Annotated in this window: 30 protein-coding genes; 18 read left to right on the top strand and 12 right to left on the bottom strand. The window is 68.3% G+C overall.

Going from position 1 to position 25,531, the window contains the following annotated elements; translation table 11 throughout:
• Nucleotides 1–3: 3 nt before the first annotated feature.
• From V5F66_RS00355 to V5F66_RS00335, 5 genes are all read right to left on the bottom strand, one after another.
• The gene (locus V5F66_RS00355; protein ID WP_394092949.1) at nucleotides 4–840 is read right to left on the bottom strand and encodes an anti-sigma factor family protein; all 837 of its coding nucleotides are present in this window, start codon (nucleotides 838–840) and stop codon (nucleotides 4–6) included.
• Nucleotides 837–1,445, bottom strand: a complete 609-nt coding sequence (locus tag V5F66_RS00350) for a sigma-70 family RNA polymerase sigma factor (protein ID WP_394092948.1) — start codon at nucleotides 1,443–1,445, stop codon at nucleotides 837–839. The genes V5F66_RS00355 and V5F66_RS00350 overlap by 4 nt, the downstream gene beginning before the upstream one ends.
• 234 nt (nucleotides 1,446–1,679) lie before the next feature.
• Entirely contained in the window at nucleotides 1,680–2,039 is a 360-nt protein-coding gene (locus tag V5F66_RS00345; RefSeq protein WP_394093282.1) for a cupredoxin domain-containing protein, read from the bottom strand.
• 57 nt (nucleotides 2,040–2,096) lie between these two features.
• The gene (locus V5F66_RS00340) at nucleotides 2,097–3,053 is read right to left on the bottom strand and encodes a metallophosphoesterase family protein (RefSeq protein WP_394092947.1); all 957 of its coding nucleotides are present in this window, start codon (nucleotides 3,051–3,053) and stop codon (nucleotides 2,097–2,099) included.
• Between the two features lie 153 nt (nucleotides 3,054–3,206).
• Nucleotides 3,207–3,833, bottom strand: coding sequence for an FMN-dependent NADH-azoreductase (locus V5F66_RS00335; RefSeq protein WP_394006228.1), 627 nt, complete (start codon nucleotides 3,831–3,833; stop codon nucleotides 3,207–3,209).
• A 95-nt stretch (nucleotides 3,834–3,928) separates the two neighbouring features.
• Here V5F66_RS00335 and V5F66_RS00330 point away from each other — a divergent pair, with 95 nt between their 5' ends.
• Complete coding sequence (locus V5F66_RS00330) at nucleotides 3,929–4,828, top strand: LysR family transcriptional regulator (protein ID WP_012112992.1); 900 nt, start codon at nucleotides 3,929–3,931, stop codon at nucleotides 4,826–4,828.
• Between the two features lie 11 nt (nucleotides 4,829–4,839).
• Here V5F66_RS00330 and V5F66_RS00325 read toward each other — a convergent pair whose 3' ends face one another.
• Nucleotides 4,840–5,769: a LysR family transcriptional regulator gene (locus V5F66_RS00325; RefSeq protein ID WP_394006225.1), complete on the bottom strand. Its 930-nt coding sequence runs from the start codon at nucleotides 5,767–5,769 to the stop codon at nucleotides 4,840–4,842.
• Nucleotides 5,770–5,945: 176 nt separating this feature from the next.
• Between V5F66_RS00325 and V5F66_RS00320 the strand changes: the two genes are divergently transcribed.
• The 7 genes from V5F66_RS00320 to mtnK all read left to right on the top strand — a co-directional run bounded on the left by V5F66_RS00320 (nucleotide 5,946) and on the right by mtnK (nucleotide 12,183).
• Nucleotides 5,946–6,497 carry a carboxymuconolactone decarboxylase family protein gene (locus V5F66_RS00320; RefSeq protein ID WP_394092946.1) on the top strand — a complete coding sequence of 184 codons (552 nt, stop codon included), beginning with the start codon at nucleotides 5,946–5,948 and terminating at the stop codon, nucleotides 6,495–6,497.
• 55 nt (nucleotides 6,498–6,552) lie between these two features.
• The gene (locus V5F66_RS00315) at nucleotides 6,553–7,197 is read left to right on the top strand and encodes a pyridoxamine 5'-phosphate oxidase family protein (RefSeq protein WP_394092945.1); all 645 of its coding nucleotides are present in this window, start codon (nucleotides 6,553–6,555) and stop codon (nucleotides 7,195–7,197) included.
• A 123-nt stretch (nucleotides 7,198–7,320) separates the two neighbouring features.
• The gene (locus tag V5F66_RS00310; RefSeq protein ID WP_012112988.1) at nucleotides 7,321–8,193 is read left to right on the top strand and encodes a TIGR04282 family arsenosugar biosynthesis glycosyltransferase; all 873 of its coding nucleotides are present in this window, start codon (nucleotides 7,321–7,323) and stop codon (nucleotides 8,191–8,193) included.
• Between the two features lie 31 nt (nucleotides 8,194–8,224).
• Nucleotides 8,225–9,292, top strand: a complete 1,068-nt coding sequence (locus V5F66_RS00305; protein WP_012112987.1) for a radical SAM protein — start codon at nucleotides 8,225–8,227, stop codon at nucleotides 9,290–9,292.
• Nucleotides 9,292–10,020, top strand: a complete 729-nt coding sequence (locus V5F66_RS00300) for a glycosyltransferase family 2 protein (RefSeq protein ID WP_394006224.1) — start codon at nucleotides 9,292–9,294, stop codon at nucleotides 10,018–10,020. The genes V5F66_RS00305 and V5F66_RS00300 overlap by 1 nt, the downstream gene beginning before the upstream one ends.
• 8 nt (nucleotides 10,021–10,028) lie before the next feature.
• Complete coding sequence (locus tag V5F66_RS00295) at nucleotides 10,029–10,907, top strand: nucleoside phosphorylase (protein ID WP_012112985.1); 879 nt, start codon at nucleotides 10,029–10,031, stop codon at nucleotides 10,905–10,907.
• A 16-nt stretch (nucleotides 10,908–10,923) separates the two neighbouring features.
• Nucleotides 10,924–12,183 carry an S-methyl-5-thioribose kinase gene (mtnK, locus tag V5F66_RS00290; RefSeq protein ID WP_394050487.1) on the top strand — a complete coding sequence of 420 codons (1,260 nt, stop codon included), beginning with the start codon at nucleotides 10,924–10,926 and terminating at the stop codon, nucleotides 12,181–12,183.
• Nucleotides 12,184–12,209: 26 nt separating this feature from the next.
• Here the strand turns inward: mtnK and V5F66_RS00285 are convergent, their stop codons facing one another.
• Nucleotides 12,210–12,674 carry a PRC-barrel domain-containing protein gene (locus V5F66_RS00285; protein WP_394050489.1) on the bottom strand — a complete coding sequence of 155 codons (465 nt, stop codon included), beginning with the start codon at nucleotides 12,672–12,674 and terminating at the stop codon, nucleotides 12,210–12,212.
• 119 nt (nucleotides 12,675–12,793) lie between these two features.
• Here V5F66_RS00285 and V5F66_RS00280 point away from each other — a divergent pair, with 119 nt between their 5' ends.
• Genes V5F66_RS00280 through V5F66_RS00270 form a run of 3 tightly spaced genes read left to right on the top strand, consistent with a single transcriptional unit; the run spans nucleotide 12,794 to nucleotide 16,313 of the window.
• Nucleotides 12,794–13,462: a cytochrome b/b6 domain-containing protein gene (locus tag V5F66_RS00280; RefSeq protein WP_394050491.1), complete on the top strand. Its 669-nt coding sequence runs from the start codon at nucleotides 12,794–12,796 to the stop codon at nucleotides 13,460–13,462.
• Nucleotides 13,463–13,474: 12 nt separating this feature from the next.
• Nucleotides 13,475–14,266, top strand: coding sequence for a molybdopterin-dependent oxidoreductase (locus V5F66_RS00275; protein WP_394006218.1), 792 nt, complete (start codon nucleotides 13,475–13,477; stop codon nucleotides 14,264–14,266).
• 37 nt (nucleotides 14,267–14,303) lie between these two features.
• Entirely contained in the window at nucleotides 14,304–16,313 is a 2,010-nt protein-coding gene (locus tag V5F66_RS00270) for a hypothetical protein (protein ID WP_394092944.1), read from the top strand.
• A 139-nt stretch (nucleotides 16,314–16,452) separates the two neighbouring features.
• Here V5F66_RS00270 and V5F66_RS00265 read toward each other — a convergent pair whose 3' ends face one another.
• Nucleotides 16,453–16,731 (bottom strand): hypothetical protein, encoded by a 279-nt coding sequence (locus V5F66_RS00265; RefSeq protein ID WP_394092943.1) that lies wholly within the window; start codon nucleotides 16,729–16,731, stop codon nucleotides 16,453–16,455.
• Nucleotides 16,732–16,995: 264 nt separating this feature from the next.
• Here V5F66_RS00265 and V5F66_RS00260 point away from each other — a divergent pair, with 264 nt between their 5' ends.
• Both V5F66_RS00260 and V5F66_RS00255 read left to right on the top strand, forming a co-directional pair.
• A complete protein-coding gene (locus V5F66_RS00260; protein ID WP_012112978.1) occupies nucleotides 16,996–17,553 on the top strand; it encodes a sigma-70 family RNA polymerase sigma factor in 558 nt (185 codons plus the stop codon).
• Entirely contained in the window at nucleotides 17,550–18,191 is a 642-nt protein-coding gene (locus V5F66_RS00255; RefSeq protein ID WP_394002374.1) for an NrsF family protein, read from the top strand. The genes V5F66_RS00260 and V5F66_RS00255 overlap by 4 nt, the downstream gene beginning before the upstream one ends.
• Nucleotides 18,192–18,260: 69 nt before the next feature.
• Here V5F66_RS00255 and V5F66_RS00250 read toward each other — a convergent pair whose 3' ends face one another.
• Together V5F66_RS00250 and V5F66_RS00245 are read right to left on the bottom strand one after the other, a co-directional pair.
• On the bottom strand, nucleotides 18,261–19,274 hold the full coding sequence (locus V5F66_RS00250; protein WP_012112976.1) for an alpha/beta fold hydrolase: 1,014 nt from the start codon (nucleotides 19,272–19,274) through the stop codon (nucleotides 18,261–18,263).
• An 89-nt stretch (nucleotides 19,275–19,363) separates the two neighbouring features.
• Nucleotides 19,364–20,293, bottom strand: coding sequence for an alpha/beta fold hydrolase (locus tag V5F66_RS00245; RefSeq protein WP_394002370.1), 930 nt, complete (start codon nucleotides 20,291–20,293; stop codon nucleotides 19,364–19,366).
• Between the two features lie 177 nt (nucleotides 20,294–20,470).
• Here V5F66_RS00245 and V5F66_RS00240 point away from each other — a divergent pair, with 177 nt between their 5' ends.
• From V5F66_RS00240 to V5F66_RS00230, 3 genes are all read left to right on the top strand, one after another.
• Complete coding sequence (locus V5F66_RS00240; RefSeq protein ID WP_041575182.1) at nucleotides 20,471–21,061, top strand: CGNR zinc finger domain-containing protein; 591 nt, start codon at nucleotides 20,471–20,473, stop codon at nucleotides 21,059–21,061.
• A 152-nt stretch (nucleotides 21,062–21,213) separates the two neighbouring features.
• A complete protein-coding gene (locus V5F66_RS00235; RefSeq protein ID WP_394092942.1) occupies nucleotides 21,214–21,894 on the top strand; it encodes an NrsF family protein in 681 nt (226 codons plus the stop codon).
• 165 nt (nucleotides 21,895–22,059) lie between these two features.
• Nucleotides 22,060–22,605 (top strand): sigma-70 family RNA polymerase sigma factor, encoded by a 546-nt coding sequence (locus V5F66_RS00230; protein WP_394092941.1) that lies wholly within the window; start codon nucleotides 22,060–22,062, stop codon nucleotides 22,603–22,605.
• Nucleotides 22,606–22,653: 48 nt separating this feature from the next.
• On the opposite strand, the gene V5F66_RS00225 is transcribed toward V5F66_RS00230, so the two are convergent.
• Complete coding sequence (locus tag V5F66_RS00225; protein ID WP_394092940.1) at nucleotides 22,654–23,523, bottom strand: LysR substrate-binding domain-containing protein; 870 nt, start codon at nucleotides 23,521–23,523, stop codon at nucleotides 22,654–22,656.
• A 117-nt stretch (nucleotides 23,524–23,640) separates the two neighbouring features.
• On the opposite strand from V5F66_RS00225, the gene V5F66_RS00220 reads away from it, so the two are divergent.
• Nucleotides 23,641–24,114 (top strand): cupin domain-containing protein, encoded by a 474-nt coding sequence (locus tag V5F66_RS00220; RefSeq protein ID WP_394092939.1) that lies wholly within the window; start codon nucleotides 23,641–23,643, stop codon nucleotides 24,112–24,114.
• A gap of 72 nt (nucleotides 24,115–24,186) precedes the next feature.
• On the opposite strand, the gene V5F66_RS00215 is transcribed toward V5F66_RS00220, so the two are convergent.
• Nucleotides 24,187–24,561: a tautomerase family protein gene (locus tag V5F66_RS00215; RefSeq protein ID WP_394092938.1), complete on the bottom strand. Its 375-nt coding sequence runs from the start codon at nucleotides 24,559–24,561 to the stop codon at nucleotides 24,187–24,189.
• 97 nt (nucleotides 24,562–24,658) lie between these two features.
• Between V5F66_RS00215 and V5F66_RS00210 the strand changes: the two genes are divergently transcribed.
• Nucleotides 24,659–25,516: a LysR family transcriptional regulator gene (locus V5F66_RS00210; RefSeq protein WP_394092937.1), complete on the top strand. Its 858-nt coding sequence runs from the start codon at nucleotides 24,659–24,661 to the stop codon at nucleotides 25,514–25,516.
• Nucleotides 25,517–25,531: the final 15 nt, after the last annotated feature.

Raw genomic sequence — 25,531 nt, 5'->3', positions numbered from 1 at the left:
GTCCTATTTCGGCAGCGCCTCCAGGAAATCCTCCTGGAACTCCTTCAGTTCCACGGTATTGAGATCGGAAATGGCCCAGTAGGTCAGGCCGGCCTCGGTCCAGTTGAGAAGCGTGTAGCCCTCATGGGCGCGCGCCATGAACGCCCTGTCCAGGTGCGCGTCAGACCCGGCGGGCCAGACGAAGACATTGATGACATGCCCGTTGCGGCGATAGACGATGGCCGCCACCACCCGCCCGCCGATATAGTCGAGCCGCCCGCCCGCCAGCGGAAAGCCGCGCGCCGCGAGATCCACCACCGGGGGCGAGAAGTCGATCTTGCCGCCGAACCAGGGCTTCACCGTGTGCTGGTTCGAGCTCGCCACGTCGGTCAGATGCTCCGCCAGCAGGGAGCGGACATGGCCGGCGACCAGTTCCTCCTCCAGCGAGGACCCACCCCTCGGCGGCGGCACCACCAGGAGGAGCGCCGCTGCGACCACCGCCAGCGAGGGAATGATGCTCCACTGCCGGAGCGCAGGCAGCATGGCGCGCAGCCGGCCGACCAAAGCGGCCATCCCGGAAGGCCGGGCCAAACGCTGGGCCACCGCAGCGCTGCGCTCCCGCGCCAGGACGGCAACCACGCTGTCGCGCAGGACCGGCGGCGCGCGCCAGCGCACGTCGTCCTGGCTCACGACCCGCCGCACCAGCGTCATGCGTTGGAGGGCACCCGCACAGGCGGGACAATCGGCGAGGTGGCGTTCCACGTCCATCACATGGGCGGCATCCAGCTCGCCATCGAGGTAGCCGTTCAGCAGCCCCTCCCATGCGGCGCAGGGCCCGGCTTCCGGAACAGTCGTGCTCATGGGACCGCCTCCCCGTCAGGCGCGGCGCGCGACCAGAGGTCGGCGAACAGCCGGCGCGCGCGGGACAGGCGCGACATCACCGTGCCGACCGGAACCCCCGCCACCTCCGCGATCTCGCGGTAGGACAATTCGTCCAGCTCACGCAGCACCAGCACCTCGCGCAGCGGCTCGGGAAGGTGTTCCAGCAGCGCGCGCACGGCTTCCGCCTCGGTGCGGCGCAGCAGAAGGCTCTCGGGCGTGTCCCCGTCAACAAGGAGACTGGCCGCATCCTCCGGCGCCTCTCCGTCGCCATGCGGCAGGGGGGCGGACTGCGGCGCCCGCCGATGCTGCATCCGCCATGTCGCATGGCAATTGCGCACGATGGCGAGCAGCCACGCCCGCGGGCTCAGGCCGCGGAAGTCGGCGAAGCTGCGATAGGCGCGCAGAAACGCGTCCTGCACGATGTCCTGCGCCGCATCCGGATCCCGGCTCAGATAGCGCGCGAGGTTATAAGCTGCGTCGAGGTGCGGCAGGATCAGCGCGTCGAACCGCGCCGCCGTGGCCCCATCGCGCCCGTGATCGGCGGCAGGCGCAGTGTGCCCATGGCGGGCCGAGAGTTCCGCCATGGGATGCGCCTGACCGGAGCGGATGCGGGCGACGCGGGACACCAGGGCGGCGAGGCTAAGGGCGAAAGCCCGCCATCCGCCGGGCCGGACGAAAAATACGCCCGCCCCTCCCGCCTCCCCGGCCGGACACCACGGCGCGTATCCCGGACCTGTTGCCAGCATCGACCTGCCCCGCTTGCTCAAGCTCTCTCGCAGCGGAACCCCGTGTTCCGCTGCGAGTCTTATTCGTTGAAATCAGCCCGCAGGTTTCACCACCACCTTGCCGGTCATGTGGGGATGCAAAGAACAGAAATACGTGAAGTCGCCGGCCGTGTTGAAGGTGAAGGAGTACTTTCCTTCCGTATCGAGAACCTTGGACCGGAAGGCCTGCTTCTTGTCGACCACCGTGTGCGGAATGTCGTCGTTGTTCACCCAGGTGACGGTGGTACCGGGCGCAACCGTCACCTCGGCGGGGGTGAAGGTGAAATTGTCGATTGAGACCGTCACCTCCTCGCCGGCCGCGGCGGGCCGGCCCGCAAGGCCGAGGGCTAGTGCGAGAAGGGTTGCGGCGAAGAGGGCCGCGGCGGGACTGGACCGCAAGGCGGGGACGCGCATGAAGGACTGACTCACGGAAATCTCCTTTCAGGACAGCGGGAAGGGGCGCAGGTGCGCTCAGCCTTCCAGGGGCTGGTCGATGATGGCGAGGGGCTGCGAGCCCCGGACGAAGTTCACCGTGGCGATGCCTAGGTTCTTGCGCAGCTCGCCTGCCGGCAGCTTCAGCGGGCCGGGGGACGGCGCGCTACCCGGCGCCGGCTGGGGGAAGGCGGTGGAGCGTGCGGTGTGGAAGGTCACGTTGCCCTCCACCTTCTGCATCACCTGGTGGATGTGGCCGTTCAGCACCGTCACCGAGCCGAAGCGCTTGAGATAGGCCAGCGCCTGCAGCCCGTCCGACGTGCCCCATCCCCATTCGGGATAGACGGTCCAGAGCGGGATGTGGGCGAACACCACGATGGGCGTGGAGGACGGCAGCCCCGCCACGTCGCTCTCCAGCCATTCGAGCTGCTCGGTGCCGAGATTGCCGAGGCCGCCGCCCTTCAACTCCACCACGTTCACCAGGGCGATGAAATGCACCCCATCGTGGTCGTAGCTGTACCAGCCAGCGCCCTTGGAGCCCTTGCCGTAGCGCTCCAGATAGGCCTTGCCCTGTCCGTCATCGAGCAGGTCATGCTCGCCCGGCACGTAGAACACCGGGATGCCGGCTTCCTTGATGATCTGGTCGGCGTCGTCGAATTCCTTCTCCCGCGACAGGTGGCTGATGTCGCCGGTGTGGATCATGAAGGCCGGCTTCTCCTTCAGCGTCCTGATGCGTGCCACCGCCTCGCGCAGAGTCGAGAGGGCATCCGGATTGGCCGGCTTGTCGAAGCCCACATGGCTGTCGCTGATCTGGAGGAAGGTGAAGGCTTTGACTGGTTCCGCCGCGAGGGCGGAGCCAAGCCCGAGGCCGCTCGGCAGGCCGCCGGACAAGGTCCACAGGATGCCGGTGCCCGCCCAGGTCATGCATTCCAGGAAGCCGCGGCGGTGGATGCCGTCCGCGTCGGGGGCGGGCGTGGTGGTGTCGGATTTGCTCATGGGTCTCTCCGGATGGGCCGGACACGTCCGGCGCGGGAGAGCGGCGCCCCCGGGGGAGCGGCCGCTTCAGCTGGCGTGGGCGGACCCACACCAGCCAAGACCGCGGAGCATTCGGTTTTATTCGCGCATCCGACGATTTTTCGCCGGAAACTTTCAGGCGGCGAGAGACGGCAGGTTTTCGATGGCTTTCAGTGCGGCATCGAGCGCAGCCGCAGCTGCGCCTTCCTCGCCACTGGTGCCTTCCACGCCCACCACCTCGATGTCGCGAAAGCCAATGAAGCCGAGCACGTGGGTAAGATAGGGCTTGGCATAGTCGAAGGGGGCCAGCGCCCCGCCCGGCTCGTAGCTCCCCGCGCCATAGGCGAGCGCCACATAGGCCGCCTTGCCGGTGACGAGGCCCTGGAAGGTGGTGCCGTCATAGGCGACGGTGCGGTGGATGCGCACCACATGGTCGATCCACGCCTTCAACGTGGAGGGCAGGCCGAAATTATACATTGGCGCGGTGATGAGCAGGGCATCCGCCGCCTCCACCTCGCCGATGAGCCGGTCGGAGAGCACGGTCGCGGCCCGCATCGCATCGGTGACCTGGTCCGCCGGAGTGAAGAAGCCGGCGATGGTGGTGGCCTCGATGTGCGGGACGGGATCGGCCGCGAGGTCCCGCCGGACCACCGCGCCGTCGGGGCTGCCGGCGCGCCAGCGTGCCTCCAGCGCATCGCCGAGCCGCCGCGACCGCGAGCCCTCGATACGTGCGCTGGAATCGATGCGAAGCAATGTCTTCATGCCAAGATACCTCCAAAAGCAGAGGCAAGATGGCGCGCGCCCACGGCGGGGAAAAATGGGGACTGCGACAGTACATTCGTGCATAAGCTGCACGAATGGACACGGCCCAGCTGCGCATTTTTGTCCATGTGGCGAGACGGGGCAGCTTCGCCGCTGCCGCCCGCGACCTCGACATGGACGCTTCCGCCGTCTCCCGTGCCGTGGCGGCGCTGGAGGCGGAGCTTGATGCCCGGCTGATGCACCGGACCACGCGCGCCATGTCGCTCACCGAGGCGGGGCAGGCGTACCTTGCCCGCGTGGAGCCCATCCTCGACGAGCTCGACCGCGCCCGCGACGAGGTGGCGTCCGCACGCGCGGAGCCGGTTGGCACACTCCGGCTGACAGCCTCCGTCGCCTTCGGGGAGGCCTGCCTGATGCCGCTGCTGGCGGAGATGCGCACGCGCTTTCCCCGCCTCAAGCTCGATCTGATCCTCACCGACACCAACCTCGACCTTGCCACCGAGCGGATCGACATGGCGCTCCGGCTGGCGCCGGACGTGCGGGCGGACGTGATTGGCATAAGGCTGTTCGCCACCCGGTACCGGGTGGTGGCGAGCCCGGATTATTGCGCGCGGGAGGGCGCCCCGCGCACCCCGCAGGAGGTCGGGAAGCATTGCGCCATCGTGTTCGGCCTGCCGGACTTCCGCCTGCGCTGGATGTTTCGCCGCGACGGCCAGGTGGAGGAGGTCGCGGTGCGCGGCGATATCGCCATTTCGAGCGGCCTCGCCATCCGCCGCGCGGCCCGCGACGGGCTCGGGCTCGCGCTGCTACCGGACTGGCTGGTGGGGCCGGACCTTGCCACCGGCACGCTCATCGACCTCTTTCCCGACTACGACATCACCGCCACCTCGTTCGATACCGCCGCCTGGCTCATCTATGCCAGCCGGCGCTATACGCCGAAGAAGGTGCGGCTCATGACGAAGTTCCTGCGCGAGCGCCTCGGCAGGCCCGGCTGAGCGCAGACCGTTCAGGCCCGGCCCGAGGAGACCGGCAGGGCGGCGAGCCGTGCCCTCAGGCGGGGCACCACGAAATCCACGAAGGCGCGCAGTTTCGCCGCCTGCAGGCGCACGCCCGGATAGACCACGTGCACGGGCAGCGGCTCTCCCTCGAAAGCCTCCAGCAGGATGCGCAGGCGTCCGTCGGCCACAGCCTCCTCCACCTGATAGGACAGCACGCGGGTGATACCACGCCCCCGCGCCGCGGCCGCGATGGCCGCATCGGCGGTGTTGACGGTGAAGCAGGCCGCCACGCTCACCTGCTTGCGCGCCCCGCCCGAGGGACCGGCAGAAAACGTCCAGACCGCATTCTCGGTGACCTGCGAGAATGAGATGATCCGATGCGTCGACAGGTCCGCCGGGACGGTGGGGGTGCCGCGGGTGGCAAGATAATCCGGGCTCGCGCACACCACGCGCCGGACCTCCCCGACCCGCGTGGCGACCAGGCTCGAATCCGGCAGATGACCAATGCGCACTGCCGCGTCATGGCCTTCGTCGATCAGGTGGACCACCCGGTCCACCAGCAGCAGCCGCGCCTCCAGGGCCGGATAAGCCTCGATGAGATCCTCGATCGCGGGCGCCACGTGCAGGCGGCCGAACATGACCGGCGCGGTGACAGAAAGAACGCCCCGGGGATCGGTGCGCTCACCGGCGGCGAGCAGGTCCGCCTCGGCGAGATCGGCAAGGATGGCCCGGCAGGAGGCAAGATAAAGCTCGCCGGCCTGGGTCAGGTGCAGGGCGCGCGTGGTGCGGTGGAGGAGGCGCGTGCCGAGATGCTCCTCCAATTGAGCCACCGCGCGCGTGATCGCCGCCGGCGAGCGGCCGAGCCGTCGCGCGGCACGGGCAAGGCTGCCTTCGTCGAGGGCCGTGACGAAGGCGGTCATGGCGTCGATCCGGTCCATGCCTTGATTTCACTTTTCGAAATAATGGGTTTCAAACTCTACCCATTCTGATCAACGGCTGGAAGACCTAGCTTTCCACCACGGCGCCCCACGAAGAGCCGGACCCGACGCAGCCGCAGCGGCTTCGTCACCGCCTCAGCCCCCCGCCCGGGGACGCCGAAGGAAGGATCAATCCCATGAGCCGCATTCCCGCCCTCGATCCCGCCACCGCTACCGGCAAGGCCAAGGATCTTCTCGCCGCCGTCGCCGCCAAGTTCGGCTCGACCCCCAACCTGTTCAAGGTTGCGGCCCGCTCGCCGGCGTCCCTCGAAGCCCTCATCGGCCTGTCCGGCGCCCTCGGCGGCGGCGCGCTGCCGGCGAAGATCCGCGAGAGCCTCGCCATTGCCGTGGCCGAGGTAAACGGCTGCGACTATTGCCTCTCCGCCCATTCGCTCATCGGCAAGGGCGCCGGCCTCAGCGACGCCGACATCAGCCAGGCCCGTTCCGGCCGCGCCACCGACGGCAAGGCCGAAGCCGCCCTCGCCTTCGCCCGCGCGGTGGTCGCGAGCCGCGGCAAGGTGAGCGATGGGGACCTCTCCCAGGCCCGCCAGGCCGGGCTCGGCGACGGCGATATCGTGGAGATCGTGGCGCATGTCGCCATGAACATCTTCACCAACTACCTCAACAACGTCGCGGAAACCGAGATCGACTTCCCGGTGGTGCGCTCCGGCGCTCCGCGCGCGGCCTGACATTCCATCGACCGGGACCGTCATGCGGTCCCGGCCTCCCTCTGGAGGACTTGCCATGTCTGATCCGTCAGATCCGCTCAATTCGGCGCCTGCCAGCGACATCGCCTTCACGCCCGCGGTCAAGGCGGCGCAGGCCAAGCGCGGTTCACGCGCCATGTATGCCCGCGTCGAGGCGCGGGGCGGCTTCCGCACCCGGATCACGCCGGATCTCGTCGCCTTTCTCGGCGAGCTGGACACGGCCTATCTCGCCACCGCCAACGCGTCGGGCCAGCCCTATGTCCAGCACCGCGGTGGCCCGAAGGGCTTCATCCGCGTCGTCGACGAAGAGACGCTGGGTTTCGCCGACTACAGCGGCAACCGCCAGTATGTGACGCTGGGAAACGTAAGCGAGAACCCCAAGGCCTTCCTGTTCCTCATGGATTACGCCCATCGCCGCCGCATCAAGATCTGGGGCGAGCTGCGCGCGGTGGAGAACGACCCGGATCTTGTCGCCCGCCTGATGCCGGAAGACTACGGCGCCCTGCCGGAGCGCGCGCTGCTGTTTCGGGTGCGCGCCTGGGACATCAACTGCCCGCAGCATATCCCCCAGAAGATCGACGCGCCCCTCGTCGCCGCAGCGCTGGAGGAGCGCGACGACCGCATCGCCGCTCTGGAGGCGGAGGTGGCAGAGCTGCGCGCGCAACTCGACGCGCGCGGATAGCGCTGGGACGGGCGGCGGCCACGGCTCCTGAAGACTGCTCGTTCACTCCTTCGTGAGGCGTGTAACGCACGGCCCCCGGCGAGCGAACTCCTCACCAACAACACACCAGAGCGGGGGCTTGCGATGACTGAAGGACCGGCCGGTATTTCCCATCCCGACGTGTCCACGTCCGGCGTAATCACGTCCGAGCGACCCACGTCCGGCGTGTCGACGTCCGGCATTGGCTCCTGCGCCATCGCCGTCATGGCAAAGGCCTCGGCGGCGGGGCGGACCAAGACGCGCCTTTGCCCACCGCTTTCGCCCCACGAGGCCGCCGCCTTCAACACCGCCTTCGTGCAGGACATCGTCGGCAACATTTTCGCCGCCGGCGCGCTGTCGCGGATCACGCCCTATGTGGCCTATGGACCGGCGGGCGCGGGGCACTTCTTCGATGCCCTGCTGCCGCCCGGCGTGGGCCGCATCGAGGCCGCGCTGCCCGGCTTCGGCGCCTGCCTGCGAGCCACCATGGGTCACCTCTTCGCTCTCGGGCACCCGGCGGCGGCGGTGCTCAATTCCGACAGCCCCACCCTGCCCCCTGCCCTTCTCGCCGAACTGGCCGACGCACTGGCGCGACCCGGAGAGCGGGCCGTGCTCGGCCCCTCCACCGACGGCGGCTATTACGTGCTGGGCCTCAAGACACCGCGCTGGCGGCTGTTCGAGGACATCGACTGGAGCACCGAGCGGGTCTGCCAGCAGACGCTGGACCGGGCATCCGAAATCGGCCTCGACGTTCACCTGCTGCCACCCTGGTACGACGTGGACGATGCCGCCGCGCTGCGGCTGCTGCATGGAGAGGTCATCCAGGCCGTGCCCTTCGGTACCTCGGGCCTTCAGCGCGGCGCCGCCCGTCATACCGAACGGCTGATGCGCCGCCTGCTCGCCACGCAGGACCTCGCTGAACGCCTCGGCCTGCCCACTGAGCGGCCCGGCGACATCCCGCAACGCCGCGCCTCGTGAGCGCCCCCATCCCCTTGACGGACAAAGCCCCATGAACGTGATCACCCCCGGCAGCGCCCTCGATACCCGTCGCTATTTCGAGCGGGCGGAGACGAACCGCACCAGCGTTCCGGTGAAGAAGCCGGTGTGCCTCTATCTGGAGACCACCAACCGCTGCAACCTGTTGTGCACCACCTGCCCGCGCACCTATGAGGAGCTGGAGCCCCCGGCCGACATGAGCTGGGAGCTGTTCACCTCCATCGTGGACCAGATCCCGGACCTGGAGCGCTGCGTGCTGCACGGGATCGGCGAGCCCATGCTGGTGCCGAACCTCGACAGGATGGTCCGGTATCTCAAGGATCGCGGCACCTATGTGCTGTTCAACACCAACGGCACGGTGCTGAACGAGAAGAACGGCCGCGCCATGATCGAGGCCGGGCTGGACGAATTGCGGGTCTCCCTGGACGCGTCCAATGCAGCCTCCTATCGCGCCATCCGCGGCAAGAATTATTTCGACCGCATACTGAAGAACGTGCGCGCCTTTCGTGAATTGCAGGAGCGCGAGGGCCACACCAACCCGCGCGTCTCCGCATGGCTCACCGGGCTGAAGGAGACCATTTCCGAACTGCCAGCCTTCGTGAAGGTGGCCGCCGAGCTGGGCGTCAAGGAAGTCTATCTCCAGCGCCTCGTCTTCTTCGAACAGGAGGCCATTGGCCTCGCCCGGCCTGATCAGGCGCTCTACGAGCAGATCAATTCCGACGAAGCCCGCTATATCGCCGAGGCGACCGAGATCGCCCATAAGCTGGGCATGGTCTTCTCAGCGTCCGGCGCCGCCGCCGAGCCGGGCATGAGCCTGAAGCGGGCGGAGAATGGTTCGCCCTGGTCCATGTGCCGGCGCCCGTGGACGGTCATGTACTTCACCGCCAACGGCCGCGCCCTGCCCTGCTGCATCGCGCCCTTCTCCCAGCGCGGCTACGAGAATTACACGCTCGGTGACGCCACCCGCCAGAGCCTGTCCGAGATCTGGGAGGGCGAGGCCTATCGCTGCTTCCGCGACGGGCTCCTGTCCGAGGCGCCGCCCGCCGCCTGCGCCAATTGCGGCCTGCGATGGAGCCTGTGATGGCCGAGGCTGGAACCCAACGCGTCGCCCTTGTCATCCCCGCGCTGAACGAGGCGGACGCCATCGGCGCGACCCTCGCCGAGATCCCGGTGGGGGTGGTGGACGAGATCATCGTGGCCGATGGCGGCTCGACCGACGCGACCCGCGAGATCGCCATCGCCGCCGGCGCTACCGTTCTCGCCTCCGGCCGCGGCTTCGGCCGCGCCTGCCTTGAGGGCGTGTGCGAGGCGCGCGGCGCCGACATCATCGCCTTCATGGATGCCGATGGCGCCGACGACCCGGCCTTCCTGCCCGCGCTTCTGGCGCCGCTGAAGACGGGCACGGCGGACTTCGCCATCGCCTCGCGCACCCGCGGCGTGCGGGAGGCGGGCAGCATGGCCTGGCACCAGGTGGCGGCGGGACGCGCCGCCGGCCTCGGCATGCGGACGCTCTACGGCGTCGCCTATTCCGACATGTGCACCTTCCGCGCCATCCGCCGCGATGCCCTCGTCGGCCTCGGGATGCGGGAGCTGACCTACGGCTGGAACATCGAGATGCAGATGCGAGCGGCTCGTGCCGGCCTCGCCATCGTGGAAATCCCTGTCGCCTACCGCCGCCGGCGGGGCGGCGTCTCCAAGGTCGCCGGCAACCTGCGCACCACGCTCACCGCCGGTACCCGCATCGCCGCCACCTTCCTGCGGGTGGCCACTCAGCTTTCCGGACCCGCTGCCGCGCCGAACAAGATGTGAGAACGTCCATGCTGCTACAGCCTTTGCACGAGCCCGACGACACCAAATGGCCGGTGCGCTCGCCGCTTCCGTCCGGCTTCCTGCCGCTGATCGAGCGGGCCGACCATCGCGCCCCATCGGTCTTCCGGCCCGAGAACATGATGCGCGAGGCGCGCCGCCAGAAGGGCCTGGCGGCAGGGCCGGTGCCGCGCATCGTCCTGCTCGATCCCGACGGCGACATGGTGGATTATGTGCGCGCCCATCGCGCCGCGCGCCGCTCGCCGGTCTGGGCCTGCTACCACACCGACATGTGGGAGTGGGAGGAAGAGGGCCTTGCCTTCGGCATCGTCGGCTATGCGGTTGGCTCGTCCTTTTCCGTGCTGGTGGCCGAGCAGGCCTTCGTCTGCGGCTGCGAGCTTCTGATTTCCATCGCCTCCGCCGGCCAGATCGCCGATCACGCGCCGCCCTCCTACCACATCCTTATCGACCGGGCGCTGCGCGACGAGGGCACGAGCTATCACTACCTGCCGGCCTCGCCGTTCGTGGCGGCGGATCCCGATCTCATCGCCATGGCCCGGCGGGCCTTTGCCCCTGCCGAAGGCCCGGTGCTGACCGGCGCCACCTGGACCACCGATGCGCCGTTCCGCGAGACCGAAGCCGCCATCGCCCGCCGCAAGGCCGAGGGGCTGCTGGCGGTGGAGATGGAGGCGGCCGCCCTCTACGCCTTTGCCCGCGCCCAGGGCCGGCCGGTGCTGTGCCTCGCCCATGTCACCAACCAGCTCGGCTGCGTGGATGGCGATTTCGAGAAGGGCGACCACAACGGCGCCAGCCGCTCCATCGCGCTGGCCGCCGCCTTCGCCCTGGCGTGGGACGCCCACGCGCTCGTCGAAGCACCCGCCAGCCGCTGACACAGGGAGACACCCCATGCTCGAGCGCATCTCCTACCGCCCCCTTGATTGTGACAGCCTGCCCTTGCGCCTCGGCGACCGCGCGGAACTCGTCGCGGCACTCGGCCCGGCGACGGAATGGCGGGTGCGCGAGGTGGGCGACGGCAACCTCAACCTCGTCTTCATCGTGGAGAGTGATGAAGGCTCGCTGGTGGTGAAGCAGGCCCTGCCCTATGCCCGCGTGGTGGGCGAAAGCTGGCCCATGTCGCTCGACCGCGCCTTCTTCGAGCATGAAGCCCTGAAGCGTCTCGGCGCGCGCGATTCCGGCCGGGTTCCGGACCTCAAGCTGTTCGACCCCGCCCAGGCGCTCCTGGTGATGGAGCACCTGACGCCCCACAAGGTGGTGCGCCGCGCCCTGATCGAAGGCGAGGAACTGCCGCACCTCGGTGAGCATCTCGGCCTTTATCTCGCCCGCACCCTGTTTCGCGGCTCCGACTGGTCCATGCCGACCGCCGCGCGCAAGGCGGACCTCGCGCTGTTTGCCGGCAACGTGGAGCTGGCCGGCATCACCGAAGAGCTGGTGTTCTCGGACCCGTTCAAGGACGCTCCGCTGAACCGCTACACGCCGGGACTCGAGGCGACCGCACAAGCCGTGCGTGCCGACCGCGCCCTGAAGATGGCCGCGCAGGAGATGAAGGTCCGCTTCGCCACCTGCGCCGAGACCCTGCTGCACGGCGACCTGCACACCGGATCGGTGATGGCGACGGCCGACGACACCCGCGTCATCGACGCCGAGTTCGCCCTCTACGGCCCCATGGGGTTCGATGTGGGCGTGTTGCTGGCGCACCTTTGGATGGCCTATTTCACCCGCAAGGCCCACCGTCCCGACGCGCGCGCGGCAGCCCGTGCCGGCGATCAGCTGCTCGCCACGGCGGGGACCTGCTGGCGGGTGTTTGCAGCGGAATTCTCCCGCCTGTGGCGAACCGAGCGCACCGGCATTCTCGGCGGGCGCGACCTGTTCGAGGACCAGGGCGATGCGGTGGGCAGCGAAGCCGCCCTCGCGCGGCATCTCGACACCGTGTGGCGCGATGCGCTGGGCTTTGCCGGCATCGAGATTCACCGCCGCATCCTCGGCCTCGCCCATGTGGCGGAGTTCGAGGCCATCACCGATCTCGGCCTGCGCGCGGCGTTGGAGCGCACCGCGCTTGCCTTCGGCCGGCACCTGGCGGTGAACCGGCACGACATGGACACGGTGAATGCGGTGAACCGCATCGCCCGCAGCATGGAGGGGCGGTGATGGGCCGCCCTCTCCCCGCCCCGGCCTCACCTGCGGGTGATGGCGATGCGGATGATCTCGTCGCCGGCGATGGGCGCACCATCCTTCGGCACCCAGGTGGCTCGCTGGGGCAGCTCGGCACGGGGGATATCCAGCAGGGCGATCTGGCGGCCGAGGATGGCCACCGTCTCGAGGGGCACCGCCACCGGCCGGCCGCCATAGCCGAACCAGCCGCCCACCGGCACCACCAGCACGATGCCGCCCTCGGGCGTGCGCGCCACTTCCCGCACATAGCCCAGGGTACGGTCATCGAAATCGAGCAGCGGCAATCCGACGAGATCACCCACCCGCACCTTCTGCGGGAAGCGCTCGGCCATGCGCTCGGCAGGCGAGAGGTCGTCGTCCGCCGGGCCGGTTTGCGTGTTTGCGTGGGGCGGCCCGCCCGCGACAGCGGAAGCAACGGGCGCCGCGCCGACAAGGGCCAGGGCGAGAAGCAAGGGAGCTGCGCGCATGGCTACGATCCTCCAAACAATTTAATTGTCGAAAGCACAATACACAAAAAATCCGATAGTTAAATTATAAAATACGAACCTATCGAAAATAAATACATGATTTATAGTTGGAGGCGACCATGATGACTGTCTCATCCCGCACAAGGCGCATGCATCCGCTTCCAATCCGGATCATGCATTGGACCAATGCCCTGTCCATGATCATCATGATCGGCAGCGGCTGGAAGATCTACAATGACGAAGTGATCTTCGGGTTCCTGCATTTCCCACAGGAGATCGTGCTCGGCATCTGGGCGCAGCATGCCCTGCAATGGCACTTCTTCGGCATGTGGATCCTGGTCTTCAACGGCTTGTTCTACCTCGCCTACGGGATCGCCACCGGGCGCTTTGCCCGGCTGTTCTTCCCCATCCGCCCGCGCGAGGTGGTGGCCGAAATGGTGGCGGCGCTGACCTTCCGCCTGAAGCATGCGGACCTGACGCACTACAATGCGGTGCAGAAGGTGCTTTATGTGGGCGTCATCGCCATCATCATCGTGCAGGTCGTCTCGGGCCTCGCGATCTGGAAGCCGGTGCAGTTTTCCTTTCTCGTCAGCCTGTTCGGGGGCTTCCAGGGCGCGCGGCTGGCGCATTTCCTGGGCATGGCGGCCATCGTGGGCTTCATGGTGGTGCATGTGGCGCTGGCGCTGCTCGTGCCCCGCACCATCCTCGCCATGCTTACCGGCGGGCCGGCCGTACCGGCCGAAGATCCGCATCCCGAAGGCGCCCCCGCGCCCACCACTCCCCATTGACCGGAGGCGAAAATGGCATTCCGCAATCCCTTCGCCGCACGGCGTCCCTCGGTCACCACGCCCGACAAGAGCCTGCTGGTGGAGAACCGCAAGCTGGTTGAGACCATCGACCGCCGCAAGGTGCTGCGCGGCACCTTCAGCCTCGGCGCCCTCTCACTGCTCGCCGGCTGCGACATCTCCGATCGCGGCGCGGTGCAGAGCGTGCTGAAGACCGTCTCGGACTTCAACGACGGCGTGCAGGCGGCCCTGTTCAACCCGAACAAGCTCGCCCCCACCTTTTCCCCCGACCTCGTGGTGAAGCCGCCGCGCTTCAATGCCTATTACGAGATCGACGAGGTGAAGCCGGTGGATGTCTCCACCTGGAAGCTGGAACTCTCCGGCCTCATCAAGGACAAGCGCCCCTGGACGCTGGACCAGATCTACGCCCTGCCCGAGCAGGAGGAGATCATCCGCCACATCTGCGTGGAAGGCTGGGACTATATCGGCCAATGGTCCGGGCCGAACCTGAAGGATTTCCTGACCCGCATCGGCGCCGACCTCTCGGCGAAATACATCGCCTTCTACGGCAACGACGACTACATGGAGAGCATCGACATGGCATCGGCGCTCCATCCCCAGACCATCCTTGCCACCAAATACGCCGGCGAGCCCATCACCGACCCGTTCGGCGCGCCCCTGCGCCTGCGCACGGCGGTGAAGCTGGGCTTCAAGAATCCCAAGTGGATCCGCGCCATCGAGGTCACCAACACTTATCCGCTCGGCTTTTGGGAGAAACAGGGTTTCAACTGGTTCGCCGGCCTGTGAGGGCTTCTGACGAGGCCGGGCTCTGGAGCTGACCAGCATGGCCTCGTCCGCGCATATCCTGTTTTCGGTCCTCATCGGGCTCGTGCTCTGGTGCGGCCCGGGCTGGCTTGTCGCCCGTGCGGTGATGAGCCACCGCGCCCCAGCCGTTGCGCTGGCGCCCGCCCTCGGCTGGGCGGTGCAGAACATGACCGTGCTCGCGCTCGCCCCGGTCACGGGGCTATCGCGAAGCACCATCCTGCTGGTCACCGCTCTGGTGTGCGTCGGTGCGCCGCTCCTGCGCTTCGGACGGGGGGCGCTTCCCACCACACACACCGGTTTCCGCATTCTCCTGCCCGCCTTGGCGATCGCCGCGCTGCTCGCGTGCATTCCCGCAGCCGCCGTCCTGCCCAAGGTGGGCGCGGACGGCGCTATCGCGCTGGCAACCCCCATCTACGATCACGCCAAGATCGCGCTCATCGACGAGATCGCGCTCCACGGGGTGGTGCCACCAGCCAATCCCGTGTTCGGCGCCGGCGGCGCACCAGGGGTGATATCCTATTATTATCTCTGGCATTTCGGCGCGGCCCAGCTCTCCATCCTCACCGGCGCGATGGGATGGGAGGCGGATGCCGCCGCAACCTTCCTCTCCGCCTTCGCGGCGTTGGCGCTGGTGGCCGGCATCGCCTTCCGGCTCCGCCCTTCTGTCATGGCGCCGCTGCTGGGGCTGGCGGCTGCTGCCTCCGGTTCCCTGAGGCCGCTCCTGGCCTCCCTGTTCGGTTCGGCGCGGGTCGAGCAGCTCATAGAGCCGGCGACCGGGCTCGCGGGCGTGCTCTATCAGGCGAGCTGGAGCCCGCACCATGTGGCGTCCGCCTCAAGCGTGGTGCTTGCCGTCTGGCTGCTGGCGCAGATGCGGGCGCGGCCTTCGCCCGGCGCGGCAGTGGTGCTCGCGCTCCTGATCGCGGCGGGGTTCGACAGTTCCCTGTGGGTGGGTGGCGTCACCTTCGCGCTCTCGGGCGGGGCTGCCGCGCTGGTGCTTGCCATCCGCCGCCCCGCCGAGGGACGCGGGCGCTTTGTGGCGCTGGCCACGGCGGCGGGCCTTGGTGCCGGTGCGCTGGTGGCGCCCATTCTGCTGGCGCAGCTTCATGTCGCGGCGATGCGCGGGGGCGGACCACCGATCCGCATCGAGCCGTTCGCCGTGCTCGGGCCAGCGTTTCCGGCGGGGCTGCGGATGATCCTCGATATCCCGGCCTATTGGCTGCTCCTGCTGCCCATTGAGTTTCCCGCCATCGCCCTCGCCGGAGCCGCCGGCTTCCTCATGATGCGCCGCCGACGCCATGGCTGGGACACCGACAGGTTCCGCCTCGTCTCCGCGCTCGGCGCCCTGTCCCTTGGCGCTTTTGCCGTCAGCGCCTTCCTTGTGAGCACGGCGGGCGAGAACAACGACCTCGGCTGGCGCGCCGTCTTGCCGGCGGTGCTGGCGCTTTCCGGGTTCGCGGGCGCGGCGATCGCGGCGGTCCTGCAGCGCCGGCGATGGCTTGCGACGGCGGCGGCGGCCCTGCTCATCGCCGCGGGTCTACCGGATAGCATGGGGCTCGCGACCGGCAACCTGAATGGGGTGCGCAGCATCGATGGTCGGACATTCGCCGGCGATCCCGCCTTGTGGGCGGCGGTGCGCCGTGAGGTGGCGGCGGACGTGCGCGTCGCCAGCAATCCGGGGCGGCTGGAAAAGCTCACGCCATGGCCCATCAACCTGTCCTGGGCCCTGCTGGCACAGCGGCGCTCCTGTTTCGCCGGCCCCGAAATGGCCCTCGCCTTCGCACCGCTGACGCCGCAGCAACGCACCCAGGCGACCGACCTGTTCGCCCGCGTCTTCGACGGAGCCGGAACGCCCGCCGACCTCGCGCTCTTGCACCAGAGCTTCGGTTGCGGGGCGGCGGTGGTGACGGCGCAGGATGGAGCGTGGCGAAACGATCCATTCGCGGCAAGCCCCCTGTTCCGTCTGGCGCAGGAGGAAGAGGGCCGCTGGCGGATTTATGTGGCGGCCGTGCAGCCCGGAACGGCGCCATAGCCGCCCGGCAATCAGATCCATCCAACGAAGAAAGCCGGTTCCGTTCAGGTTTCACCAACCTGAACGGAACCGGCCTCGTATGGAAGCCCCGGCCGTGGCAGCCTGTCCTTGCGGACGGGCCGCCGCGGCCGGGCTGCGGTCAGTTGTGGCCGAGACCGCGATCACCCAGTTCGAACAGGAAGGCGTCATTGGCGGAGATGCCGGCCGTTTCGTGCTCGGCGCCGGCGAACCCGCCGGTGTGCGCCTGGTTGCCATAGCCGAGAACGTGCTGGGCACCGCCATCGCGATCGGCGGTGATGCCCCGCGCCACACGGATGCTCTCGCGGTTGGCTTCGGTCACGCTGTCGTCGGCGCGGGCTGCGGCAGTGAAAGTGAGAGCCCCGGCGAGGATGGCGAGGGAAAGGATCGACTTACGCATGATGTAATCTCCATGTTCAAAGCGTTGACATGGAGGTTTCCGCAAATCACGCCCTTCAAGTTACAGATCATCGTTTTTCATCTGGTCAACTGTTTTTGACCACGACCCCTGAAAATCAGTTCAGAGGCAGGGAATAAAACGAGCCGCGGGGAAGTCTTCCCCCTCGTCTGATGCCCTCGGCCAGCGCGCTCGCAGTCTCGTGATGGGACGCGACGTAACACACCACGGCCCGGAGGCGAAGACATCCGCATGAGGGGGAACTTCATGACCAGTCCTGAACCTGATCTCGAGGCGCTGATGCGGGCGAGCCAGTCCGGCGACGCCGCGGCGCACCGGGCGCTGCTGCACCACCTGTCCGGCCGCCTGCGCAGCTATTTCCGCAACAGGCTTCGCCGCTCCGGCACGGGCACGGACGAGGCCGAGGACCTGGTGCAGGACACACTTCTCGTCCTGCACACCAAGCGTCACACCTATGACGGCTCGTCGCCGGTGCTGGCCTGGACCTACGGCATCGCGCGCTACAAGCTCATCGATTATCTGAGGGCCAACGCCCGGGCCCTGCGCCATGTCCAGATCGACGAGGTGGATGATCTCGCCGACGCGCACGACGGGTTCTCCGCCGTGGATACAGCACGCGAGCTTCATCGGGCGCTGGCGACACTGCCACGGCATTTCCGCCTGCCCATCGAATACGTGAAGATCGAGGGCCTCAGCATCGCGGAAGCGGCCGCCCGCATCGGCATGTCCGATGCGGCGGTGAAGATCGGAATACATCGCGGCATGAAGCGGCTCGCCGCCGTGCTGTCGGAGGCACGCCCATGAATACCGATGACCTCATCGACTTCCTCTCGACCCGCGTCGAGGCCGTGGACCCCCGCCGGCAGGATCGCATCGTGGCGCTGGCCGTGTTCGGATCGCTGGCGGCGGCGGCGCTGGTGTGCATGCTCACCCTCGGCCTGCGCCCCGACATCGTGGAGGCGCTCCGCACGCCCGGCTTTTTCCTGAAGATCGGCTTTCTCGGCACCGTGGTGGCCATCGCGATCTACGGGCTGCGCCGCGCCGCGCGCGCCGGCAACGCCCGGTCACGCACGCTGCTGTTCGTGCTGGTGCCTCTGGGGCTGGTCTGGTTCGCGGCGGGGGTTCAGCTCGCGTCACTGTCGCCGTCGCAGTGGTACGAGGTGGTCATGTTCCGCGAGTGGCGCCTGTGCGTGGTCGCCATTCCACTGCTCTCGGCCATCCCGCTGGTGCTGCTCACCCTGGTGCTGCGCGAGGCGGTGCCGACGGAACTCCCGTATTGCGGAGCGCTGCTGGGACTGGTTGCGGGCGGCATCGGCGCCCTTGCCTATGCCTCCTACTGCCTGAACGACACGCCGGTCTATGTGGGCGTGTGGTACGCGACGGGCATTGCCCTCGTCACCGTGTTCGGCTGGGCCATGGGGCCGCGACTGCTGCGCTGGTGACACCGGCCCGGCAACTCCGGCGACGCGAGGCCGCCCGCACAAGCCATGCGGGCGGCCCACTCGGGTGGCTCAGTGTGCGGTCGGCCTGTCACCTTTCACCGGCAGGGAACGGGACAGGAAATCGCGCATCAGCGCCGCGATTTCGGAGCCCTTGTCCTCCAGCGCGAAATGCCCACTGTCCAGCAGATGAAGTTCGGCCCTGGGCAGGTCTTTCAGATAAGCCTTCGCGCCGGCGGAGGGAAAGATCTCGTCCCTGGCACCCCACACGATGAGAGTGGGCGGGTGACGCTCGCGGAAGAAGGCGTGGAAGGCGGGATAGAGCGCGACGTTGCTCGCATAGTCCTTGAACAGGTCGAGCATGATCTCGTCCACCCCCGGCCGGTCGAGCAGGGCCTGGTCCACCAGCCAGGTGTCGGGATCGATCCGCGAGATGTCGGCGACGCCGTTGACGTATTGCGCGCGGGTGGCCTCCGCCGTCAGCCCGGCCCGCAGGGCATCGCGGTTCGCCTGTGCCCCGTCCGCCCAATAGGCCTTCAGCGGGGTCCAGAAGGGGCTCAGGCCCTCCTCATAGGCATTGCCGTTCTGCACCACCAGCGCGGTCACCCGCTCGGGATGCATGAGGGCCAGCCGGTAGCCGACAGGCGCGCCATAATCCATCACATAGAGGGCATAGGAACTGGCATGCAGTTCGCCCATGAGGCGGTCGACGAGGCCGGCATAGGCGGCAAATCCATATGAAAACCGGGCGCGATCGGGCACGGCGCTATGGCCGAAGCCGGGATAGTCGGGCGCGATCACCCGGTAGCGGTCGGCCAGCAGCGGGATGAGGTTGCGGAACATGTGGGAGGACGAGGGAAAACCGTGCAGCAGCAGGAGCACCGGCGCGTCGGCGGGACCCGCCTCGCGATAGAAGACATCGACGCCGTCGATGGTCTTCGACCGGTAATGGACCGTCGGCGAAAGGACGGTCTGCGAGGCTCCCGGCGCGGGAGCCGGCGGGGCGGATCGGGCGGCGGGAAGCGGCAGGCCGAGACAAAGCGCCGTCGCCCCGATGGCGATCAGCGTACGGGACAGGGAAGGCATCGGAAAACTCCGCAAGGGGCAGCAAGGTCGCCACGCCGGGATCGGCCGGCGCGGCGACCGGTGATGCGCGAGCGCGCGCGAGACCGGCGTCAGGCGGCCGGAGCCACGCGGGCGAGGAAGGCGCGGATGGCGGCGGCGATCTCCGGCCCGTGGGTCTCCAGAGCGAAATGGCCGGCGTCGTAGGCGTGCACCTCGGTGGCCGGCACCAGCGCCTTGAACAGGTCGCGGCCGGCGGCGGTGAAGAAGGGGTCGTTGTCGCCCCAGGTCACCAGGATGTTCGGCTGGTGCGCGCGCAGATAGGCCTGCCACTGCGGATAGGCGCCCACATTGTCCTGGTAGCGGTAGAGCAGCTCCAGCTGGATCCGGTCGTTGCCGGGGCGGTCCAGCAGCCACTGGTCGTGCTGCCAGGCATCCGGGCTGACGCGATCCGCGCGGGCCGAGGCGCCGTGCTCATACTGGAAGCGCGTGGTCTCGGCGGTGAGGAAGCCGCGGAGGGGCTTTTCCGTCTCGGCATTGCGGTCGGCCCAATAGGGCCCGAAGGTGCCCACCGCGCTGGCGGCGAAGCCTTCCAGGTTCGCCACCGCATTCTGCACGATGAGGCCAGTGACCCGCTCCGGATGACGGGCCGCGATGCGCATGCCCACGGGTCCACCGAAATCCTGCAAGTAGAGCGCGTAGCGGGGCACGCCGAGGTCTGCGAGCAACGTCTCCACCACGTCGGCGAGGGCATCGAAGCTGTAGGCGAAATCCTCGGGCGCCGGGGCGCTGGAATAGCCGAAGCCCGGATAGTCCGGCGCGATCACGCGGTAGCGGTCGGCCAGCGCGGGAATGAGATTCCGGAACATGTGGGAGGAGGAGGGAAAGCCGTGCAGCAGCACGATCACCGGCGCGTCGGCCGGTCCCGCATCCCGATAGAAAATGTCGAGGCCGCCGACCGCCGCCCGGCGATAAGCCACCGTGGCTACCGGAGTGGAGCCGGCCGCAGCCGGACGGACGGCCTGGAGAAACGCATTCAGCATGGGGCACCTTTCGTAACTGGCTTAATGCCACGAGTGGAGTTACATACCCAATGTAACCTGTCAAATTATTTTTAATGGTTTCACGGCTTCGCCCCGGCCTTGCGCCAAACCTGTGACGAACTATGTTCCCGGTTACAGCGCCCGCTGAGGCGTCGGATCAAGAAAGGGACGCGGGCCTTGGCCACACCGCAGGACAGCGACTTCCGGGATGGCATGCCGTTTCTGGGCAGCCGCCTCTGGATCGATTTCGCGAACTCCGCGCCGGTGGCCCTTGGGGACTTTCTGGCGACGCCTGAGGGATGGGCGAGATGGCTCGCCGCCGCCGGCCTCAAGGTGGGGTCGGGGCTCAAAGGCGCGGCTGACGCCAACCTCGCGGACGTGCATGCCCTGCGCGCGGCCCTCCAGCGCCTGTTTGACGCGCTGGAGACCGGCAGCCGCCCCGCTGCCCCGGACCTTGATCTCGTCAATCGGCATCTGGTCGCCGGCGCCGCGCCACCGCAGTTCGCCTGGCGTGACGGCAGGCTTCTGGTGGAGCGGCAAGAGGCCGGCGACATGGATCCCCTGGTCGCCATCGCCACGGATTTCGCCGACTTCGCGACCCACTACGAGCGTGCGCGACTGCGGCACTGCGCCAATCCGGAGTGCAGCCTGATCTTCTACGACACGGCGCGGAACGGGACCCGGCGTTGGTGCTCCATGTCCGCCTGCGGCAACCGGCACAAGGTGCGCAGCCATCGCATGCGCGCCGCAAAGCTGGAATGCTCCTGATCTTGTCAGAGCACTTTGCCGGGCGGCTCCTTGCTTTCGCCGCACCCCGGATGGATGATTTGACATGATTTTCGCTTTGGCGCGTGGCGTGTGGGGCTCATGGATGAGCGCTCTTCCCCAGCCGCGGGCCTGAACTGGAAGGCGGGTTCACGATGCGCGACGGCGTGCGCTTCGCTGGAGGGCAAGAAGGCATCTCGACGGATGCGCTGATCGATGCTCTCTCGGGGGATCTTTCGGCCACGCCGGTCCCATCCGTGCGCCGCACGCTCGCCCTGGCGTTCGCCTTCGGAAGTGCGGCGTCCGCAGCAACCATGCTGGCGCTGCTCGGCCTGCGCCCGGACATGGCTTCGGCCCTCGCCACCGCGTCGTTCTGGATCAAACTCATCTTCCCGTCCGGCCTCGCAGTTGCCGGGCTGATGGCCGTCGACCGGCTGGGCCGGCCGGGCGCTGAAGCTGGTCGCGGCTATACGGTGGGGATCGCCGTGGCTGGCACCATGGCCCTGCTCGCGAGCGTCCAGCTCGCCTCCGCGCCGCGGGACGCGATGCGCCCGCTCCTCCTCGGCCACACGCTGGACCACTGCACGGCCCTCATCATGCTGCTCGCGCTGCCCATCCTGGCCGCCGGCATGTATGCCATGCGCCAGATGGCTCCCACACGGCTGCGCCTTGCGGGCGCCGCCGTGGGCGTAACGGCCGGGGCGCTTTCGGCCGCCATCTACGCCATCGCCTGCGACGAGACGGCCCTTCCCTTCGTGACCTTGTGGTACGGCGCCGGCATTGCCCTCACAGGTGTGCTGGGCGCACTTCTTGGGCCGCGCCTGCTGCGATGGTAGGGACCCTGCCGCTGTGGTCATCGGCCATCATCCGCTTGCGTTTTAGGGCGATCGATCTAGAATGGGTTTGGTCACTGGGCCATTGGATCGTTGGGCCGGGCGCGACGGTCTCCGGCGGCCCATTGGCGGCAGCGGTATTGGTCGCGCGCGGATCTGAATGCGGAGATGGACGTGTCGGCGCCAAACCCGCCACTGGACGCCCTGATGATCGCCGCCCAGGCTGGCGACGAGGCAGCCTATCGCGCCCTCTTGAAAGCCTTGGCGGCAACTCTCCGCAGCTATTTCGCGCGCCGGCTCGGCCGCGATGCCTCGGTGGAAGATCTGGTTCAGGACACGCTGATCGCCATCCACGAACGCCGCGCCACCTATGATCCGCAGCGGCCGTTCGCGGCCTGGTTCTTCGCCATCGCCCGCTACAAGCTCATCGACCACCTCAGGGCGACGCGCCGGAACGCGTCGAGCGTTGTGGACGAGATCGACGATATCGCCGGAGCGGACGAGGAGGCGCCTGCCAGCGCGCGGCTCGACCTGGAGCGTCTCTTGGACGGCCTGCCCCAGCGCTCCCGCGACATCGTGCGCACGGTGAAGATCGAAGGACAGTCCGTGGCCGAAGTCTCGCTGCGCTCCGGCCTGTCGCCCACCGCGATCCGCGTGCTCCTGCACCGCGCGGTCAAGACCATGTCGGCCAAGGTGGGCAATTCCCGTCAATGATCGGATGCTGGCCGGCTGCGGCGCGAATGCGACCGGCGGCACCGCCTGTCATTCCACCTGTCCTGCGGCACTCCCCTGCTCCACCAGCCAGTGCTCGAGCGCATCCATGTGCCGCGGGTTGCGTGCCCCCTTGCGGCGGATGAAATAGTTTCCGGTGTCCAGTTCCACCGCCGGTCCCAACACGTGCAGGCGTCCGGATGCCACATGAGCCCCGATGTAGCGCGCATCGGTGAGCAAGACGCCCCCGCCAGCCAAGGCCGCTTCGAGGGCCTGCGCCCTGTTCTCGACCACAATGCTGCTCCCTGGCACCGCCCCGCCTTGTCCCGTCCCCTGCCACCACAGCGTCCAGTCGCGATATCGGGCGCGGGCGCGGATCACCGGCCACGAGGCCGCAGGCCCGAGCACAAGGCCCGGCGCCGCAACGGGCACCAGCGTCTCGCGGAACAGCAGCGTCGCCGCGACATCCGGCCAGGCGCCCGACCCGTTGCGGATGGCGCAGTCGATATCTTCCTCAACGAGGTCCGCCACCCTCTGCGTCGTGAGCACGGCGATCTCGATGCCGGGATGGGCGCGCTGGAATTCCGGCAGGCGCGGCAGCAGCCAATTGGCGGCCAACGTGTTCACCGTGGAGAGCCGGATCTGCCGGCGCCGCCGCTGCAACGGCGCAACCGCCGCCTCGATCCGCTCGATCGCGTCGCCCATGGCGGCGAGGAGGGCGGTGCCGTCATCGGTCAGCACCGAGACCCGACCCTCGGTGCGGATCAGCCGGGCGCCGAGTTCCGCCTCCAGGTCGGCAATGCGGTGGGAAAGCGCGGACCGCGAGATGCCGAGGGCCTCCGCCGCGGCCTCCTGCCGCCTGTGGCGGGCCAGGGCATCAAGGGCGGCAAGGCCGCGCAGCGAAGGCAGGCTGAAGGACATGGCGGCTCCGTTCAGCGCGACCGGACCGGCGACCGGCAACAGGTGAGAACTTCTCACTCATTTGAGCGCAGACATCCGCTAGTTTCCAGCCCTTGACGTTCAGCGACGGAGCCCTTCATGACCACCCCTGTGCGGACGCCGCTCGCAGCGATGGATGTGCCGCCGCGCCGCAAGCCCTCGAACTACCCCGCGCCGTTCGCGGCGCGCATGTCCGGGCGCGAAAAGCGCCAGCTCGGCGACGCCTTCGGCCTTTCCCGCTTCGGGGTGAACCTCACCGCCCTCGCGCCCGGCGCGCAGTCCGCGCTGCTCCACCGGCATACGCGGCAGGAGGAGTTCGTCTACATCCTCGCCGGCACGCCGACCCTGCGCACGGACGAGGGCGAGTTTACGCTCGGCCCCGGCATGTGCGTCGGCTTCCCGGCGAACGGGCTGGCGCACCACCTCGTCAACCGGACAAGCGAGGAGGTGCGTTACCTGGAGATCGGCGACCGGGACCCTGAGGATGCAGGCGAATATCCCGACGACGATCTGGTGGCCCGGTTCTCCGACCAGGGCTGGTCCTTCACCCGCAAGGACGGGACGCCATGGTGAGGCGGCGATGATCTCCCGCCTCCATATCGATGCCAACGACCGGGTGGCGGCGACGCCACGAGCGTCCGCGCCTCAGGCGAACTGGAGGCCGTGCCCGACGGACCAATTCTCCTTCGGGGCATCGGCGATGACGACGAACACGTCTTCGGGCCGGATACCTGGGCTTTCGCCGAGCAGGTCCGCGATGCGCCGGAACAGCGCCTTCTTCTGCTCCGGCGTGCGGGTGTTGAACACGGTAATGGTGATGTAGACGAGATCATCGCCCCGCTGCACGCCATAGGCCGTGCCATGGCGGAAGTTGCCGGGCGCGTGCTCGCTGATGGTCATGAACTGGTCGTCCTCGGGGACGTTGAGCGCCTCCCGAAGCGCCCGGTAGAGGCTGTCCAGAATGGCCTCCCGGTAGGCTTCAGGCTTGCCGGCGCGCAGGGCGACATGAATGAGCGGCATGTGCGGGTCCTTTCCTCGTATGGCCCGCTGCAACGTTAGACGCCGCACCATCATTTTGATAAGATATGATTGTTGATATCAGTGATAATCAATCGAAATGATGGAACATCCCCTCGACCTTGACGCGGTGCGGGCCTTCGTCCGCACCGCCGAGTTGGGCAGCTTCACGCGCGCAGCGGAAGTCCTGCAGACCACGCAGGCGGCGGTCAGCCTGAAGCTGAAGCGGCTGGAGGAGCGGCTCGGCTGCAGGCTCCTTGAGCGCACGCCCCGCTATGTGGAGCTGTCGGCCCGCGGCGAGGTCTTCCTGAAGGACGCTCGGGACCTCCTGGAGATGCACGACCGCGCCCTGGCCGCCTTCGCGCGCGCGCGCCAGCGCCTCGCCATCGGCATCAGCGACCATGTGGCGGGGCCGGAGCTGCCGGCCCTGATTGCCCGCATGAACGCTCAGGACCCGCAACTGCTCATCGAGATCCGGATCGGATCGTCCGGCGACCTGCTGCAGAGCTTCGACCGGCGGGAGCTCGATACGGTGATCGTCCGCCTCCATGCCGGGCGCAACGATGGGGAACTGGTGACCGAGGAGAAGTTCGGATGGTTCGCCGCCCCGCACTGGCAGCACCGCGCGGGTGAGCCCTTGCCGCTCGCCACCATGGCCGAGCCCTGCGGCGTGCGCGCATTAGCCGGGCAGATCCTCGATGCGGCCGGCGTGCCGTGGACGGAAATCTTCGTCGGTGGCGGCGTGACGGCGGTGGCGGCGGCGGTGACGGCCGGACTCGGCGTCGCCGCATTGGCACCGCGCATGCTGCCCTTCGGCGCCGTCGACGTCGGCCGCAGGCTCAACCTGCCCGAGTTGCCGCGCCTGCCGGTGCTGCTTCACACGCGGATCAAGGATGGACGCCCGCGCGATGCGCTCGCCGCGCTTTCCGCCGCGTTCAGGGGCGCCGTGCGCGGCTAGAGCACTTTCCGCTCG

This window comes from Xanthobacter versatilis (genome assembly GCF_043193975.1).
GTDB lineage: Bacteria > Pseudomonadota > Alphaproteobacteria > Rhizobiales > Xanthobacteraceae > Xanthobacter > Xanthobacter autotrophicus_E.
Note: the sequence above shows the minus strand (reverse complement) of the source record. Positions and strands in the feature narration are given on the sequence as shown.